We start from the raw sequence: 18514 nt of genomic DNA, 5'->3' as shown, positions 1-18514 counted from the left end.
AGGATGGCGCGGGCCCACCGGCATCCACCCCTCGGGCGGCACCACGCGAGCAACCCGTGACTCGACGAACCCGCCGAAAAACGCACAGAACCCCCGGAGAGCCGAAGCTCTCCGGGGGTTCTGAAGTCCGAGGACTTACTTGATGATCTTGGTCACCGTGCCGGCGCCGACGGTGCGGCCACCCTCACGGATCGCGAAGCCGAGGCCCTCTTCCATGGCGATGGGCTGGATCAGCTCAACGGTCATGTCCGTGGTGTCGCCGGGCATGACCATCTCGGTGCCCTCGGGCAGCGTGATGACGCCGGTGACGTCCGTGGTGCGGAAGTAGAACTGCGGACGGTAGTTCGTGTAGAAGGGGTTGTGGCGGCCACCCTCGTCCTTGGACAGGATGTACGCGGTGCCCTCGAAGTTCGTGTGCGGGGTGACCGAACCGGGCTTCACGACGACCTGGCCGCGCTCGACGTCGTCACGCTTGGTGCCGCGCAGGAGCAGACCACAGTTCTCGCCGGCCCAGGCCTCGTCGAGCTGCTTGTGGAACATCTCGATACCGGTGACGATCGTCTTCTGCGTCGGGCGCAGACCCACGATCTCGACCTCCGAGTTGATGGCCAGGGTGCCACGCTCGGCACGGCCGGTGACGACGGTGCCACGACCGGTGATCGTGAAGACGTCCTCGATCGGCATGAGGAAGGGCTTGTCGCGGTCACGCACCGGGTCCGGCACGTTCTCGTCCACGGCCTCCATGAGGTCGAGGATCGACTGGACCCACTTCTCGTCGCCCTCGAGGGCCTTCAGCGCCGAGACGCGGATGACCGGGGCGTTCTCGCCGTCGAAGTCCTGCGAGCTGAGCAGCTCACGGACCTCGAGCTCGACGAGCTCCAGGATCTCCTCGTCGTCGACCGCGTCCGACTTGTTCAGCGCGACCAGCAGGTAGGGAACGCCGACCTGCTTGGCGAGCAGGACGTGCTCACGGGTCTGAGCCATCGGGCCGTCGGTGGCGGCGACCACGAGGATCGCGCCGTCCATCTGAGCGGCACCGGTGATCATGTTCTTGATGTAGTCAGCGTGGCCGGGGGCGTCGACGTGCGCGTAGTGACGCTTCGGGGTCTCGTACTCGATGTGCGAGATGTTGATGGTGATACCGCGCTGACGCTCCTCGGGAGCGGAGTCGATGGTCGCGAAGTCGCGCTGCACGTTGGTGGCCGACGGGTACTTGTCAGCGAGCACCTTCGAGATCGCGGCGCTCAGCGTCGTCTTGCCGTGGTCGACGTGACCGATCGTTCCGATGTTCACGTGCGGCTTGGTCCGCTCGAACTTGGCCTTAGCCACTGGGTCCTCCTCAGGACGTCATGTAGGGGTTTCCGGGCACTGGATTGCGACCGGTCTTCTACGGGGTTGGTGTCAGTGTAGTTGACGTGTCTGTATTCAGTTTGGGTGGATGCCGGGGGCGCGAACCCCCGGCATCCGAGTCAGGAGAGGGTCACTCGCCCTTGGTCTTCTGGATGATCTCGTCGGCCACGGCCCGGGGGACCTCGGCGTAGGAGTCGAACTCCATCGAGTAGACCGCACGGCCCGAGGTCTTCGAGCGCAGGTCACCGATGTAGCCGAACATCTCCGAAAGCGGGACGAGGGCACGGACGACCTTCACGCCGGCCGCGTCCTCCATCGTCTGGATCTGGCCACGGCGCGAGTTCAGGTCGCCGATGACGTCGCCCATGTACTCCTCTGGAGTACGGACCTCGACGCTCATGAGCGGCTCGAGGATCGCGGGGTCCGCCTTGCGGAGCGCCTCCTTGAAGCCCATGGAGCCGGCGATCTTGAACGCCATCTCCGAGGAGTCGACGTCGTGCGACTGGCCGTCGATCAGGATGGCCTTGACACCCACGACCGGGTAGCCCGCCAGGACACCGACGTTCATCGCGTCCTGGAAGCCCTGGTTCGTGGGCTCGATGTACTCGCGCGGGATCCGGCCACCGGTGACCTTGTTCTCGAACTCGTACGTCTTGTCGGCCGTGACCTCGAGCGGCTCCAGCGCGAACTGGATCTTCGCGAACTGACCCGAACCACCGGTCTGCTTCTTGTGCGTGTAGTCGTGACGGTCGACGGCCCGGCGGATCGTCTCACGGTACGCCACCTGCGGCTTGCCGACGTTGGCCTCGACGTTGAACTCGCGCTTCATGCGGTCCACGAGGATGTCGAGGTGCAGCTCGCCCATGCCCTTGATGGTCGTCTGACCGGTCTCGGGGTTCAGCTCGGTGCGGAAGGTGGGGTCCTCCTCGGCGAGCTTCTGGATGGCGACACCCAGCTTCTCCTGGTCGGCCTTGGTCTTCGGCTCGATGGCGACCTCGATGACCGGCTCCGGGAAGGTCATCGACTCAAGGATGACCGGCTCGGCCGGGTCGGCCAGGGTGTCACCGGTGGTGGTGTCCTTCAGGCCGATGACGGCGTAGATGTTGCCGGCGGTGACGCCGTCGACCGGGTTCTCCTTGTTGGCGTGCATCTGGAAGATCTTCCCGATGCGCTCCTTCTTGCCCTTGGTCGAGTTGACGACCGCCGAGCCGGACTCGAGGTGGCCCGAGTACACGCGGATGTAGGTCAGCCGGCCGAAGAACGGGTGCACGGCGACCTTGAAGGCCAGCGCCGCGAACGGGTCCTTCGCGTCGGGGTGACGCTCGATGATCGTGTCGTAGTCCTTCGGGTCGTGCGCCTCGATGGCACCGACGTCGAGCGGGTTGGGCAGGTAGTCGATGACCGCGTCGAGCATCGGCTGCACACCGCGGTTCTTGAACGCCGAGCCGCACAGCACCGGGTAGATCTCGCCGGCGACGGTGAGCTTGCGGATCGCGCCCTTGATCTCGGCGAGCGTGAGCTCCTCGCCCCCGAAGTACTTCTCCAACAGCGCGTCGTCGCTCTCGGCGACGGTCTCGAGCAGCTTCTCGCGGTACTCGGCGGCCTTGTCGGCCAGGTCGGCCGGGATCTCCTGGACCTCGTACTTGGCGCCCATGGTCACGTCGCCCTTGGAGTCGCCCTCCCAGACGAGCGCACGCATCTCGAGCAGGTCGACCACGCCGACGAAGTCGCTCTCGGCGCCGATCGGCAGCTGCAGCACGAGGGGCTTGGCACCCAGGCGGCTGATGATGGTGTCGACGGTGTAGTAGAAGTCCGCACCGAGCTTGTCCATCTTGTTGACGAAGCAGATGCGCGGGACGTTGTACTTGTCGGCCTGACGCCACACGGTCTCGGACTGGGGCTCGACGCCCTCCTTGCCGTCGAAGACGGCGACGGCGCCGTCGAGAACGCGGAGCGAGCGCTCCACCTCGACGGTGAAGTCGACGTGACCGGGGGTGTCGATGATGTTGATCTGGTTCTTGTTCCAGAAGCAGGTCACGGCGGCCGACGTGATCGTGATGCCGCGCTCCTTCTCCTGCTCCATCCAGTCGGTCGTCGAGGCACCGTCGTGGGTCTCGCCGAGCTTGTGGTTGACGCCCGTGTAGAACAGAATGCGCTCGGTCGTCGTCGTCTTGCCGGCATCGATGTGCGCCATGATGCCGATGTTGCGGACCTTGTTGAGGTCGGTGAGCACTTCTTGTGCCACGGGGTGTCCTTTGCTTTTCTCACCGGGGAGCGGGTAGCCCGTTGTGCGGGCCACCCGCTCACCGAATGGGTGTGTTTACCAGCGGTAGTGCGCGAAGGCGCGGTTCGACTCGGCCATCTTGTGGGTGTCCTCGCGGCGCTTCACCGCGGCACCGAGGCCGTTCGAGGCGTCGAGGATCTCGTTCTGCAGACGCTCGGTCATCGTCTTCTCACGACGGCCCTTCGCGTAGGAGACGAGCCAGCGCAGCGCGAGCGTGTTCGCGCGGTGCGGCTTGACCTCGACGGGCACCTGGTAGGTCGAACCGCCGACGCGGCGGCTCTTGACCTCGAGGGTGGGGCGCACGTTGTCGAGCGCCTTCTTGAGCGTGGCGACGGCGTCCTGGCCGTTCTTGGCCTCGACGCCCTTGAGGGCGCCGTAGACGATCGACTCGGCGAGCGACTTCTTGCCGTCGACGAGGATCTTGTTCACCAGCTGGGTGACGATCGGAGCACCGTAGACCGGGTCGTTGACGACGACGCGGCGGGGTGCGGGTCCCTTACGAGGCATTGAGGTCAGCCCTTCTTCGCGCCGTAGCGGCTGCGCGCCTGCTTACGGTTCTTCACGGCCTGGGTGTCCAGGGCGCCGCGGACGATCTTGTAACGCACGCCGGGGAGGTCCTTGACACGACCGCCGCGGACGAGCACCAGCGAGTGCTCCTGCAGGTTGTGGCCCTCGCCGGGGATGTAGGCGGTGACCTCGGTGCCGTTGCGGAGCTTCACGCGGGCGACCTTGCGCATAGCCGAGTTCGGCTTCTTGGGCGTGGTCGTGTACACACGGGTGCACACACCCGCCTGCTGCGGGTTCGCCTTGAGCGCGGGCGCCTTGGTCTTGTTGACCTTGGGCGAGCGGCCCTTGCGAACCAACTGCTGAATAGTTGGCACGTTCTCTCCTTGTCGATGCTGCACGGTGACAGCGTGTGGTTTCACCACAGATCCACCGGCGCGGCGCGAGAGCGCTGCACGTTTCTCAGGGGTGGATATGCCGTGGGGGTGGTCTGTTCGCAGACCGGTCCCTATGGGCGCTTCGTGCTCTCACTCCGTGCCGAGGCACAGCGCAAGGCGCGCGAGAGCGCACACCCGATCTATCATACGCCCGCCCGAAGTGCCGGTCAAACGCGCGGCGGGCTTCCCCGCGTCCGGTGGGCGCGCCGAACGACGGGTCAGGGTTCGGCGCGGACGAGCCGCAGTTCGGCGTCGCCGAGCAGGAACCGCTCGCCGGCGGGCACCGTCGACCCGGGCTCGATCTCGACCTCGGTGCCCAGCACGGTCGGCAGCAGCACCCCGTTGGTGGAGTGCAGGTCGGTGAGCTGCCACCCGTCGGCGTGCAGCTGCAGCCGCGCATGGGTCTTCGAGACCGTGCGTGTGCGATCGTCGAGGGCGACCAGCTGCGCCCGCGGGTGGGCCGGGTCGGGGGCGGGCTGCCGGCCGAGGATGACCACGTCGCTCGTGAGCGCGATGGGCCGGCCGGTCGCGGGGATCAGCTGCCAGGCGGGCCGCTTGCGCCGCGCGATGACGGTGTGGTCGAAGTCGTCCTCATCGGGTTCCGGGTCGGCCTCCTGGGCCGGCACCGACCGGCGCGCCGACAGCGGCGCACCTGCGGCGGGCGAGCCGACCACGGCCGACACCTCGCCCGACATCTCGGGGAACACATCGGGGTCGTAGTGGCTGGCCGGCCACTGCCGCACGCGCCGCGGCTCCGGTTCGGGCTCGGGGTCGCGGGCCGGCAGGCGGGTCACCGGAGCCGCGGTCGTCGGCGGCACGGCGGGTGTGCGGCCGGGCACGAACGAGATCGGGTCGCCGGTCGTGTCCACGGGGGTGCCCACGTGGCGCGGGGAGCCGGCCGCGCTGGGGGGGAAGGGCGACGGCGACACGGCCGACACCTCGTCGAGTTCCGAGCCCCAGGCGTCGACGCTCTCCTCGGGTCCGGCCGGCGCGGTCACCTCGGGCTCCCCGTCGCGCGCGGTGGACCGCGTGGATGCCGGTGTCCCGGCGCCGGGGAAGGCGGCGGCCGACGGACGCTGGGCGTTCACGTGGCCGGAGGCGGGGGTCGCCGGGGCGCGCTCGTCGCGGCGGGGCGCGGCGCTGAACCCGGGAGCGGGGTCGGCGGCGCCGCCGGTACAGCGGGGGCCGATCGTGTCGTCGGCGTCGGGCGCCGCGGCCGGTGCCGGTCGCAGCGGGACACCCGGAGCGGGATCGTCGGCCGCGGTGCCGCGCCGCAGGCCGCCGAATCCGTCGTCGGCGGGCATGTTCGAGCGGAGCGGACCGGCCGGCCGGTGGTCGTCGTCGGCGCTCGCGGGCGGGACCGGCGCGCTGTCCCGCCGCCCGTCGACCGCGGGTGCTTCCTCCGCCGCCGGCGCGACCGGGGCGGAGGCCTCGGGCGCCCACGGGTCGAATCCCGACGGCGCCGACGGGCCGGTGCCGGTGGGCGCGGACGGGGCCGGACCGGTGGCATCCGATGCCGACGGCGCCGGAGCGGACGGCGCGGAGGGCGGCAGCCAGGCGGGGGTGTCGTCGCCGCGGCTGCGCGGAGCGAACAGGGCGGCCGATTCCGGGGTCGGGCCGGCGGGCGCTGCAGGCGTGGAAGCCGCCGCCATGCGGCGGGCGCCGAGCCAGCGGGCCGGGCCGAACCCGAGGATGCTGGCCCAGACGACGAACAGCAGTGCGGCCAGCACGGTCATGCCGGCCCCGTAGCCGAAGCCGGGACCGAGGCGGTGGGCGGCGATGACCAGCAGGATCCAGACGATCAGCGCGCCGACGCCGGGGAGGAGCGCGAGCAGCACCAGCCACGGGCTGAACCCGCCCCATTTGAGGATGACCGCCACGTTCCACAGCGGGATCCACCCCTGCCAGGCGGGCTCGCCGAGCTTGCGGAACAGCGCCGCGAGTGCGAGGGCCGTCCAGATGTAGAGCGCGACGCCCAGGACCAGCGACAGCAGGATCACCAGGGCCGCGAGGGACTCGTCGGGTGTGGTCATGGTGTGGTGCGCCGTCGGCGCGGGGCGCGACGACTCCCCCTCTCGGTGCTGCGGGTGTCCGCCTCGGCGGGACGGGCGAAGCGGACGAACGATCTCAACGATACGGCCGCACGCAGTCGGCGCCACAGTCCCGGCGCCCAGGCCCGGCGTTCCGTGTCGACGATGCGCCAGAACTCGTCCGCTTCGTCCGCGGTGACGGTGCGCCGGGAGAACACGGCCTCGTCGGCCGCGGCGGCGAGGCGTTCGCCGCTCTCGGCGGCATAGGCCCGGGCGGTCTCGACCCGCGTGAGGGCGTGCGGCGGCTCCCGCCCGGCATCCACTGCCGAGTCGACGTACTCCTCCCAGCCGCCCGCGATGCGCGCGACGGGGTCGCCCCGGCGGCGGCCGCGGCGACGCACCGCCTTGGCCAGCACGATCAGCAGGATCGGCGCCAGCGGGAGCGCGGCGACCAGCAGGACGATGCCCGCGATGCGCAGCGTGGCCCACAGCCATTCGAGGTCGATCGGGTCGGCGGGCCGGTCGCTGCGGGCGGTGTCCTCCTGCGCCGGCCGGGGCGGCACGACCTCCTCGATGCTGTCGGGCCGCACCTCGGTGGGCACGCGCGGGTCGGGCTGCTCGACGACATCGGTGCGGGGCATGGCGGTGTGCTGCGGGGTGACGTCGACCGGCACCCATTCGCCGCCGGCGGCGCGCACCTCGACCCAGGCGCTGATGTCGCCGGCCCGGCACGCGCCGTCGTCCCCGCAGGCGGCCAGTCCCGGGTCGGCGCTTTCCAGCCGCGCGCCCAGCACGACGCGCGCCGGGAAGCCCAGGTCCTGCGCGATGAGGGCGACGGCGGTCGCGAACTGCTCGTCGTCGCCGACGGCTGCCACGGCGCCCTCCCCGTCCGCGTCGCGCTCGAGCAGGGCGGTGAACATGTCGCCGATGCGGGCCAGCGAGTGGCCGGCCGCGCTGGGGGCGAACGTGTAGCCGTCGAGGGCGGCGACCCACTCGGGCACGCCGTCGATCGTCAGAGCGTGACTGAGGTAGCCGCGTTCGCGCAGCTGCGCGACCAAGCCCGCCAGGGCGGCGCCGTCGCTGCCGACGACGTTGTCGTCGATCCAGGTGCGCATGCTCGCGGGCAGCTCGACCTGGCTGCGCACGCCCCCGGGGGCGGTGATCTCCCCGAGGGCGGGGGACGGGGTGGTGACCGCCCGCAGCCGATACCGGTCGCCCGGTGCCCAGTCGACCGTCTGCACGGCTGCCGCCAGCGGGGCGCTGTAGTAGAAGCCGTCGGCGAGCGCCGCGGCGCGCGCCCCGGCGAACTCGACCGACTCCACCTGGCCCACCGTCGGCATCCACAGCCCCCACAGCGCGCCCACTTCGATGTCGACGGTGACCTCGTCGCCCCGGCCGGCATCGAGTGCGGCCGGCACCCGCGTGAACTGTGCGACGTCGCCGGTGACATCGGTGCGGAACTGGACACCGTCGTACACGTCCAGGGTCGCCAGGCGCACGCGGTCGGGCCGCGGGTCGCCGGAGACGGTGAACAGGATCTCGTCGAAGGTCTCGTCCGCGAAGATCGAGCGGTAGCCGGCGAGCGGGCTGGTGGCCCGCAGCAGCTCGATCTCGGGCCCGGCGGCCGCGCGCAGCACGTCGCGGTTCGCGGACTGTGCGGCACCGGGCACGATCGCCACCACGGCGACGGTGGCCAGCACCACCATGCCGGCGCCCAGCACGACGCGGCGGGATTCGGCGCGGGCGGATCGGCGCAGCCGCACCCCGCTGGACTCCGCGGCGCGCTGCAGCGCGCCGCGCCGCTCGTCGCGGGTGCGCCACGACAGCCAGAGCACTCCGCCGATCAGGGTCACCACGCCCACGGCGGTCTCCACGGGTGCGGCGAGGGTGATCGGGCCCAGCCGGACCGGATCGCTCACGCTCGTGCGACCGAACAGCAGCCCGAACGCGGTCATCGCGACCGCGACCGGGACCGCGCCGTACGCGTAGCGGTCGGCCCGCCAGGACAGCAGCAGCGCCACGGTCGTGCCCACGAGGAACACGATCAGCGCCGGCACCAGCAGGTTGCGGTAGGTGCCGACCGGCAGGTCGACGGTGACCAGATCCTTCCAGCCCAGCACGACACCGCCGACGAGTTCTTGGAGCCCGCGCAGCAGGTCGGTCGCGCCGCCGCGGGTGCGGCTGGGCACGGCCAGGGGAACCCCGACCAGCAGCACGAGCACCGTGAGCACTCCGGCGACCGCCCAGCCACCCCATCGGCGGCGGTAGGCCAGCACGGCCGTGGCGAGGGCGAGCAGGGCGGAGACCCCGACGAGGGTGAGGAACGCGGGCACCCGGTAGATCGGCCAGGCCGCGACGGCCGCGACGGCCACGCTCACAGCGACGTAGATGCTGCCGGCGAGGATGCGGTGCGCCTGTGCGGTCACGAGGTCGCCCCCCGAACAAGCAGGCCGGCGAGGTCTTCGAGCACGCCGACGGTGAGCACCGTGAGCGCCCCCATCGTCTGGGTGCGCGGATGCGCGCGCTCGTCGCAGACGACGGCGAGCACGATGGCGTCGCCCGGGAACGTGAGCGCCGCGCGGCGCAGCCGCGCCAGCCCCACCTGGGACCCGGCGACGACGACCGCGATCGACAGGCCCTCGTTGGCCTCGGCGGTGAGGCGGCACACCTCGTCGAACGGCATGGTGTTGGCGATGCGGTCGACGCCGCTGAAGCCGTCGAGCAGCGGCCGCGGCGCGGTCGCCGGGATGTGGCGGATGGCGCGCAGCCGCCCCTTGACCACGCGGGGGATCTCGGTGCCCACCACGATGTCGAGGTCGCGGGCGTCGTGGACGGCGCGCAGCGACAGCGACGCGGCGCAGCTCACGGCGAGCTCGAACTCCTCCGCGGAGGCGTACTCCGCCTCGGCCAGCCCGAGGACCACGGCCATGCGGGAGCGCCGCGTCTCCTCGTACTGGCGCACCATGAGCCGCCCGGTCTTGGCGGTGGACTTCCAGTGGATCTGCCGGCGCGCATCGCCCGCGGCGTACTCCCGGATGGCGTGGAACGAGATGTCGGCGTCGACGAGGCGCCGGGTCGCCGCACCGTCGAGATCGCGGATGAGACCGGCGCTCGTCGACGGCAGGGTCACGGTGCGGGGGTGCACGTACAGGTCGTGGTGATCGGCCAGCGCGTGCTCCCGGCGCAGCAGCCCGATCGGGTCGGAGCGGACGGTCGTGGCCGGGCCCACCACGACGATGCCGCGCGGCTGCGGCGGGATGTCGAGCATGTGCACCGTCGACTGATCGCGGCGCAGCAGCGGCACCCCGAACTCGACGAGGCCGTCGCCGACCGGCACGTCGATCCGACCCGGCAGCGCCGTGCGCGGGCCCACGTTGCGCACCGTCACGGTGGCCGCGACCCCGTTGCCGGCCACGACGCGCTCGTGACCGAGCGCCAGGTCGACCTCGTACGCGCGGGCGCCGAACAGGAACGGCACGCTGAGCGCGAGCAGTGCGACGGCCACCGCCCCGGCGATGATCCACTCCACCCAGCCGAACACCAGTCCCAGGACGAGCCCGGCGGTCGCCGCGGCGATGACGAGGACACCGGCCGGGCGCACCGTGCGCGCCGCCCACGCCCACCCCGTCCGCAGCGCCGTGCGCAGCACACGCCATGCGCGCGCGATGCGCACTGCGGCCCGCACGAGCGCGCGGTCGCGGGCCACGGTGACCTCGGTGCGCTCCCCCGACCGCGTGGCCGCCGCGGTGCGGGTCAGGCGCGTGTCGCTGAGCGTCATGGTCCGTCGCGGCGGGTCGGGGGCGGCACGTCGAGCAGCACCTGCCCGACGACGGCTTCGGCGGTGACGCCGTCGAACTCCGCCTCGGGGTGCAGGAGCAGCCGGTGCGCCAGCACCGGGACGGCCAGGCTCTTCACGTCATCGGGCGTCGCGTACGTGCGGCCGTGCGACGCGGCGGTGGTCCGGGTGGCGCGGGTGAGGGCGAGTGCACCGCGGATGCTGACGCCGAGACGGACCTCGTCGGCCGCGCGCGTGGCATCCACGATGCGGGCGATGTAGTCGAGCACGAGCGCGTCGACGTACACCTCGGCGGCGAGTTCGGACATGTTCACCAGCGCACCGGGGGTGATCACCGCCGGCAGGGTCTCGATCGCGGCGGCGGCGCCGTCGAGGATGCGCACGGTCGCCGCATGGTCGGGATAGCCGAGCGACGTGCGCATGAGGAACCGGTCGAGCTGCGCCTCGGGCAGCCGGTAGGTGCCGGCCTGCTCGACAGGGTTCTGGGTGGCCAGTACCAGGAACGGGGCGGCGAGGGTGTGGGTGACGCCGTCGATGGTGACGCGGCGCTCCTCCATGACCTCCAGGAGTGCCGACTGGGTCTTCGGGCTCGCGCGGTTGATCTCGTCGGCCAGCACGATGTTGGCGAACACCGGACCCGAGTGGAACTCGAACTCACCGGTCTTCTGGTCGTAGACGGTGATGCCGGTGATGTCGCCCGGCAGCAGGTCGGGGGTGAACTGGATGCGGGTGTTCGTGCCCTGCACGGACTGCGCGAACGCGCGGGCCAGCGACGTCTTCCCCGTGCCCGGCACGTCCTCCAGCAGCACGTGCCCTTCGCTGATCATCGCCGTCAGGACCAGTTCGACGACGTGCCGCTTGCCCAGCACCGCGCGCTCGACGTTGTCGGCCAGTTGGCCGAAGGTCTGCGCGAACCACGTCGCCTGCTCCTGTGTGATGGTCATTCGTCGTCCTCGTCGATGGGGTCAGCCGGCCGGCGCCGGGTCGGTCGGAGTCGGGTCGGGGGTCGGCGTGGGGTCGGGGGTGGGCGTCGGCGCCGGCGTGCAGGTGGCGGCGAAGGTCGCCTCGGCCCGGTCGAGGCGCCAGGCCGCGGGCCAGGACACCTCGACACCGATGCCGTCCACGCGCACCGCCGCGTCGGGCACGATCCACGGGTCGGAGCCGACCGGCAGTTCGGCGCCCGCCGCGTCATAGTACGTCAGCGAGCGTGCGGAGAACTCCACCGCGCCCTGCCCGTTGCTGGACGAGGCCTGCGGTGCGAGCCGTGCGCCCCCGGCGCACACGTCGACCCACCAGCGCGCCTGCACCTGGTAGGGAGCACTGAACCTCGACGGAGTCACCACCCCCCATTCGGACTGCCACCATCCCGACCGGTGCTCGTAGCGCACGCGGATGCCGGGGTCGGCGTCGAACACTCCAGTCGGGTAGCCGGAGAAGACGACGTCGTTCTCGTTCGGCACGCGCTCGCGCGAGGTCGGGGTCTCGTCGATCGTCCAGGCCGCCCGCTGCCCGTCGATGTGCACGTCGGGGCCGACCGTGAAGGTGTAGCCCTCCGGGGCGGCGGTGCTCTGCACCGCGCGCACCTCGCCGCGCACCGTGGCGCGCCCGTACGACCGACCGTCGAACCACGACTCGACGCACAGCACGAACGTGTACAGCCGCCCGTCGGGGAGATTGCGGAACGTGCGCTCGCGGCCGTCGGTCGACACTGTGCACTGTTCGCCGTCGGGCACGATGCCCCAGCGCAGTGACGCCCCGTCGCCGCCCGGTCGGGCCGCCCCGGAGGCCTGCACATCGGTGCGCCCACCGCCCACCGAGGTCGCCGTCAGGGTCAGCACGAGGTCGGTCGGCGCGCCGATGCCATTGGCGACGCCGGTGAGGGTTCCGGTGGGCGGCCCGGCCCCGGCGCCCGGCGGCACATCGAAGCGGGAGCGGGGGGTGACGGTGACGGTCGTCGCGGTGTTGGCACCCACCCGGAACGACGGCACGGTGACCGCGGTCTGGTCGCCGCCCACCGAGACGCGGATCGTCTCACCGGCGGGACTGGAGATCTCCAGCGACCCCGTGTTCGCGGCATCCACCCCGCTGATCTCCAGGGACACGACACCGCCGGCGCCGGCCGTGACCACGGGGGTGGCCCGCATCGCCGTCGGCGCGGTCGGGGCGTCGTAGGCCCACGCCGTCGTGCGCACCACACCCGCGGAGGGACCGACGGCGTTGACGGCGACCGCTTCGTAGACGCGCTGTTCGCCGTTGGGAGCGGCCAGTTCGGGGCACACGCCCTCCGGGTTGCACCGTGCGACGACCTCCCCGGCGTGGCGCACCTCGAACCCGGTGAGCGCGGGGTGGGCCGAGCGGGCGGGACCGGGGTCCACCCGCAGGGTGAGAGACCCGTCGGCATACGCGGTCTGGGTGAGGGAGGCCGGGGCGCGGGGGAAGCCGCGCAGGTCGAGCGTCAGGCTGCCGTCGCGGTCGCCGGCGCTCTGCCGGCCCTGGGCGTCGGCGACGGTGAACGTGGCCGGGCAGGTGCCACCCGGGGTCTCTCCGGTCCACGCCGCGCGCACGTGCGTCGCCGAGGCGACCGTGAACGTGACGCCGGTGCACGAGCCCGACGCGGCGACCGACAGGAGGCGCAGCGGGGTGCCCGGCAGCGGGTTGACCTCGCCCGCGGCCCCGACGACCCGGATCGTGCAGTCGGAGCCGTCTGCCTGGCTGCACTGCGCGGTCGTGGTGCCCCCGCGCGGCAGCTCCGACGGCGCCGCACCCACGCGCACCATGAGGCGCGCCGGGGCCACGCCGGCATGGCTGGTGACCTGCACGACGATGTACTCCGACGTGCCGGGCACCGCGTCGTCGTGGCCGGTGACGGTCAGCCGCGCCCCCGTCACGACCGCGTCGAACGAGCCGGCCGTGTTGTCGATCGCGTAGGAGATCGGTTCGGGATCGCCCTGCCAGGTGGTCATCGCCGTCAGGTCGTACTCGACGCTCTCGCCGGGGCCGACCGTGATCGAGGCGGCGGTCAGCGCCGGCTGCGGGTCGATCGGGGTGACCACGACCGGCACCGACAGCACCGTCCACGCGGCTTGACCGGGCAGGCGCACCGAGACGAGGCAGGCGTCGGTGAACGGCGCGCCCTCGCCCGCGGTGTAGCGGATGCCGGTGCCCGCCGCAGCCGCGCAGCGGGCCGCCTCACGCGCCCCGGAGGCCTCGACCGGACCGACTTCGATGGCCGCGTCGCGAGGCCGGGCGACCAGGTCGGCCATGTCCGCGGTCACTTCCCCGCCTTCGGCGACCTCGAGCGGGGGAACGCCGGCGCGCAGCGCCAGCGTCGGGTCGGCCGCGGCGGGCACCCGCAGGAAGCCGTACGTGACGATGGGCTCGTCGTCGATGTGCGCGGTCACCGAGAAGGGGATCAGCCGCGCTTCGGGGGTCAGCTCACCGCGGATGCGCGAGCCCGAGGCGCGGACGCCGTCGGGTGCGCCCCACAGGCCCAGTTCGAGGTCGCCGACCTCGCCGCCGGCCCAGGTGACCTTGTCGGTGAGCACGTCGACACCGGTCGCGAAGTCTTCGCGGTCTTCGACGGTGAGCACCGTGTCGGCCACCACGGGGTAGGCGGGCACCCGTTCGCGCACGACCTTCACGACGATCAGGCCTCGCGCCGTGTTCCCGGAGGTGGACTCGACGTCGTAGAGGAACGTCATCGTGCCCGGCTCGGGCCCGGCCGCGATCGTGACCGCGTCGTCGGTGGTGGAGCGGATACGCGCGGCGAGCGTCTCGTATTCGACGCTCGGCGTGCCGTCCAGTGCCGTCTCGGGCACGTCGGGGCGCACGTCGGTGAGGGTCAGCCGGCCGAGCATCGGGTCGAGGTCGTTGGCGAGGGGCTGCACGCGGATGACGTTGTCGACACCGGCCTGCACGTGCACGTAGTCGGTGTACGTGACCGGGGCGGGATTGGCGTCACCGCTGAGCACGCCGATGCGCACGACGGCCTCGCCGGTGGCACCGTCGGCGTCGACGACCCGGTAGCGGAACGAGTGCTGGCCGGCGTCGCCGGCAACGCTCGTGTAGACGAGGGCGCGGCCGTCGGCCGAGATCGCGGCCGAGCCGACGTCGGGCTGCTCGACGATGCTGTCCAGGCGCACGACATCGCCGTCGGGATCCATGCCGAACCCGTCGAACGGGATGGTGGTGGACAGTCCGCTGAGCACCCGGCCGGACAGGCTCGCCGGCACCGGGTCGCGGTTGGTGTCGTCGGCGAGCGCGCGCACCCGCACGGTGGCGGTGTCGACCAGGCTCGGTGCCCCCGTGGTGAACACGCCGTACTCGATCGTGTAGTCGCCGGGGGTCTCCGGAGCCAGGTAGCGCAGCACGTCGCCGGAGGCGAACGCGAGGGCGGCGCGCGACGACGAGGTGACCGTGTCGGGGTCGATGCGCGGCCGGCTGCCGGAGGGCGCCAGGTCGTTGTCCAGCACCGGGATGTCGACCTGCGAACCGGCCCGCACTACGACCGAGTCGTCGACGGCGATGGGGGCGACCTCGGGCGCCGGCGGCAGCAGGTAGACGGTGGCGACGCCCTCGACGGCCGCGCCTTCGTCGTTGGTGCCGTCGCTGACGCGGTAGCTCACGGTGCCGAGCAGGCCGGATTGATTGGATGCCGTGGTCCCCGACACCCGCAGCTGGCTCTGTGCCACGGCATCCACCGAGAGCGTCGCCCCGGGCGCCGGGTGGGCGACGACGTCGCTGAGCAGCAGCACGCGGCGGGTGGGATTGGACACCGCGGCGAACACGTCGACGGTCGCGTCGGCCTGCGGACGCACGAACGCGACCACCGGCGCGGTCGACAGATTCGGGGGCGCGTCGGCCGGCAGCAGGGTGATGCGGGCGATGCCGGTCGCCTCGCCGCCGGCACTGCCGACGGTGACCGAGACGCGGTAGGTGCCCGGCTCGGTCGCCGAGAAGTCGAACTGGGTCGTGCCGCCGACGACGGTGGCCGTCGCGGTGGCGTCGTCGAGCACGCGGGCGGCGGTCAGCGCGAGGTCGCCGGCGGTGCCGGTGACGTGGTCGGCGACGTCGACCGACAGCCGCGAACCCACGACGTCGACGACGGCGAACGACTGGATGTCGGGCTGTGCGGCGCCCAGCACCCGGACCGGCAGCGTGCCGGTGGCCTGCCCACCGCGGGCGTCGGCGACGGTGTAGGTCAGCGAGATCTGCTGGTCGCGTCCGGTGCCGTCGTCGGCGTGCTGGTAGACGACCTCGCCGGCCGGGGTGGCCGCCACCGTGCCCACCCCGGAGGGGTTGTGCACGTCGAGCAGCATGATGGGGTCGCCCTCGGGGTCGACCCAGTCGCCGAGGACGGGCACGGTGACCGTGCCGCCGCGCGCGACGGTCGCGCGGGGCTGCTGCTGGCCGCATCCGTCGACCCCGCACCACTCGGGGGGTGTGTTGACCGCGTCGGGGACCACGGTCAGCGTCACCGTGGCGGGTTCGGAGCGCAGCCCGTCGTCGGAGGTGCCGTCGGTGACCGTGTACGAGAACGTGGCGGTGCCGGTCGCGTCGGCGGCCACCCGCACCGCGAGCCGCTGCCGGTCGTCGGTGGTGGCCACCGAGCCGAAGGCGGGGTCGAGGCCGGTGACCGCATCGGGCTCGACGGCCAGCACGTCCTCGTTCGGGTCGTGGTCGTTGAGCAGCACCGGCAGCGGAACCAGGGCCCCGGGTCGCACCCCGAACGCGTCGGGCTCGGCCACCGGCGGGCGGGGGTCGATGACGGCGGGCGGCTCCTGGTCGCTGGGCTCGGCCGTGGACGGCGTGGTGTCCTCGAGCTCCCAGTCCTGGCTGGAGGGCAGCAGCCGTGCGTCGTCGACGGTCCACACCCAGCCCGACCGGGCGTCGTTGAGGATGAGGGCGTCGCCCGTGTCGATGAGCAGGGGGCGCCGCTGGGCCGGCAGCGTCTGCCCGCCGTAGTCGAGCGGCCGCGCCGTCCGCGAGTCCCACAGGGTGCCGGGCCCGGCGCCCTCCGGCAGCCACGCGGCGTAGACGGTGTCGCCACGCAGCACCGGCCGGGCCGGCGTGCCCCGCAGGGTGATGCCGTCGCCGAAGGCCAGTTCGGCCTCGCCGTCGTCGGTCGGCACGCGCACGAGCGCCGTCTCGTCGGCGAGGTAGACGGCGTCGGCGTCCGGTGCCGGACGGCTCAGCACGACGGCGCCGGTGGTGCCGGCGTCGGCGGCGCCGTCGGTCTCCCGCGTCCAGTAGCGTCCGTCGTCGGTGTCCACGAGCACCCAGTCATCGCCGGCGCTGGTGAGGGCGGGCAGGTCGGGGTCGGCGATGACCGGGTCCTCCCCCAGCACCGCGGAGGAGGCGATGTCGAACCGCAGCACGGTGCCGGCGGCGGCGGAGTAACTGAACAGCACGCCGCGCTCGTCCACGGTCACCGCCTCCGCGGCGTAGGGCGGGGTCTCGTCGTCGGGGCTGCGGAACGGGTCGACCTGCGCGTACGAGCGCGTCGACAGGCGGCCGGCGTACACGGCGCCGGCGTCGGTGCGGAACACCACGAAGTCGCCGGCGGTGGCCGTGTCCTGGGTGCCGGACGGCGCGGTGCCGGCGCCTTCGAGCCCCTGTGCGTCGAGGTCGCGGGGCAGCGACTCGTCGATGCGGATCACCTTGCTGTCACTGTCGGTGAACATGTAGCTGCCGGTGTCGGCCTCGACGATGCGGCTCGGGTTGGCCACGGTGCGCACCGTGTCGAGTTCGCCGACGGCGGTGTTCACGCGCGCGTAGCGCAGCCCGTCGGCCTGCAGCACCCAGACGGCCGCGTCCCGCGGCGGGGTGTCCTGCGCATCGAGACCCGGCCACACCACGCTCATGCCGGTCACCAGCGCGATCGCGGCGGCGGCCGCGCTCAGCCCCACGACGGTGCGGCGACGCATCACAGGCCCCCCAGCAGCACCGCGATCACCGCGCCGAGGGCGACGACCAGCGCCGCGAGCCCGCCGACCACCCACGGCCACCGCGGACGCTTCGGCGTCGCGGTCACCAGTTCGGAGTCCTCGTCGCGCGCGGGGCTGCCGGTGGAGTGGGTGACGCGGCGGGAGCGGTCGGGCAGGCTGCTGCGCACCGGCCCCCGCACGCGGGTGTCGGCGAAGTCCACCTCGGCGGCCACCGGCATCCACTCGTCGGTCGGCACCTCCAGCGGGGTGGGGGCGAGGCCCAGCGACCGCTGCACGGCGCGCACCGCCTCACCGAAGTCGCGGGCCGAGGCGTAGCGGTGCTCGGGCTCGCGGGCCATGGCGGTGGCCAGCACGCGCTGCAGTTCGTCGGGCATGTCGTCACGGGCGACGGGGACGAAGGTGGCGCGGGCGATACGGCGGCGGAGGTGATCGCGGGTGTTCTGGCCGCGCTCGCGGCGCTCGAACGGGCTGTGGCCGGCCAGCAGGGAGTAGATCGTGGCCCCGAGGCTCCACACTTCGCTGGCGACCGATCCCCCGCTGTGCTCGGCCACGACCTCCGGCGCGCTCCACGGGATCGACATCGCCAGCACCTCGCCCGGCGTGTGGCGGCGCAGTGACGACGAGATGCCGAAGTCGGCGAGCACCGCGGTGCCGAAGGTCGTGACGAGGATGTTGCTCGGTTTGATGTCGCGATGGATGAGCCCGGCCCGGTGCGCGGACTCGAGTGCGCCGGCCAGGCGCACGGCGATGGTCATGACCTCCTCGACGGGGATCCGCTCGAGCCGGTACCGCTGTGCCAGCGAGCCCGGGCAGTACTCCATGACGATGTACGGGCGGCCGTCAGCGGAGATGCCGGCCTGATAGACCGTGACGATCGCGGGGTGGGCCGACAGGTGTGCGAGCACGTCGGCTTCGGCGTTGAACATGCGCACCAGGTCGGGGTCGCGCTCGTCGGTGGGCAGCACCTTCACGGCGACGGCGCGCCGCGGCATGTCCTGCTGATAGAGGAAGACGTCGGCGAATCCTCCCGAGCCCAGCGGCCGCACGTAGTCGAGCCCGGGGAGGATCGGCGGGGTCGAGGGAAGCCTATGTGCCATGGCGCCCCTCACCGGTCGAAGAATGCGACGTTCGCCACACGGATGCCCTGGCCCCAGGATCCGGTGCGA

At 72.3% G+C, this 18514-nt stretch carries 10 protein-coding genes; all 10 read right to left on the bottom strand.

Annotation, left to right across the window (positions count from 1 at the left end; translation table 11 throughout):
- Window positions 1–135 precede the first annotated feature (135 nt).
- The 10 genes from tuf to ACQ143_RS10075 all read right to left on the bottom strand — a co-directional run bounded on the left by tuf (window position 136) and on the right by ACQ143_RS10075 (window position 18445).
- Window positions 136–1329: an elongation factor Tu gene (gene tuf / locus ACQ143_RS10120; protein ID WP_449570568.1), complete on the bottom strand. Its 1194-nt coding sequence runs from the start codon at window positions 1327–1329 to the stop codon at window positions 136–138.
- A 151-nt stretch (window positions 1330–1480) separates the two neighbouring features.
- Window positions 1481–3595 (bottom strand): elongation factor G, encoded by a 2115-nt coding sequence (gene fusA, locus ACQ143_RS10115; RefSeq protein WP_449570567.1) that lies wholly within the window; start codon window positions 3593–3595, stop codon window positions 1481–1483.
- 75 nt (window positions 3596–3670) lie between these two features.
- Window positions 3671–4141, bottom strand: coding sequence for a 30S ribosomal protein S7 (rpsG, locus tag ACQ143_RS10110; protein ID WP_434810652.1), 471 nt, complete (start codon window positions 4139–4141; stop codon window positions 3671–3673).
- Between the two features lie 5 nt (window positions 4142–4146).
- Window positions 4147–4515 carry a 30S ribosomal protein S12 gene (gene rpsL, locus ACQ143_RS10105; RefSeq protein ID WP_183499724.1) on the bottom strand — a complete coding sequence of 123 codons (369 nt, stop codon included), beginning with the start codon at window positions 4513–4515 and terminating at the stop codon, window positions 4147–4149.
- Between the two features lie 278 nt (window positions 4516–4793).
- Window positions 4794–6608 carry a DUF5684 domain-containing protein gene (locus tag ACQ143_RS10100; RefSeq protein WP_449570566.1) on the bottom strand — a complete coding sequence of 605 codons (1815 nt, stop codon included), beginning with the start codon at window positions 6606–6608 and terminating at the stop codon, window positions 4794–4796.
- Entirely contained in the window at window positions 6605–9031 is a 2427-nt protein-coding gene (locus tag ACQ143_RS10095) for a transglutaminase-like domain-containing protein (protein WP_449570565.1), read from the bottom strand. Before ACQ143_RS10095 ends, ACQ143_RS10100 begins: the two co-directional genes overlap by 4 nt.
- Window positions 9028–10383: a DUF58 domain-containing protein gene (locus tag ACQ143_RS10090; RefSeq protein ID WP_449570564.1), complete on the bottom strand. Its 1356-nt coding sequence runs from the start codon at window positions 10381–10383 to the stop codon at window positions 9028–9030. The genes ACQ143_RS10095 and ACQ143_RS10090 overlap by 4 nt, the downstream gene beginning before the upstream one ends.
- Entirely contained in the window at window positions 10380–11345 is a 966-nt protein-coding gene (locus ACQ143_RS10085) for an AAA family ATPase (RefSeq protein ID WP_449570563.1), read from the bottom strand. The genes ACQ143_RS10090 and ACQ143_RS10085 overlap by 4 nt, the downstream gene beginning before the upstream one ends.
- A gap of 21 nt (window positions 11346–11366) precedes the next feature.
- On the bottom strand, window positions 11367–17327 hold the full coding sequence (locus ACQ143_RS10080) for an Ig-like domain-containing protein (protein ID WP_449570562.1): 5961 nt from the start codon (window positions 17325–17327) through the stop codon (window positions 11367–11369).
- Window positions 17327–18445 (bottom strand): serine/threonine-protein kinase, encoded by a 1119-nt coding sequence (locus ACQ143_RS10075; protein ID WP_449570561.1) that lies wholly within the window; start codon window positions 18443–18445, stop codon window positions 17327–17329. The genes ACQ143_RS10080 and ACQ143_RS10075 overlap by 1 nt, the downstream gene beginning before the upstream one ends.
- Between the last annotated feature and the right edge of the window lie 69 nt (window positions 18446–18514).

The sequence above is a fragment of the Microbacterium pollutisoli genome (assembly GCF_053586795.1).
The sequence above is the reverse complement of the archived record's forward strand: the minus strand, read 5'-3'. Positions and strand labels throughout refer to the sequence as shown.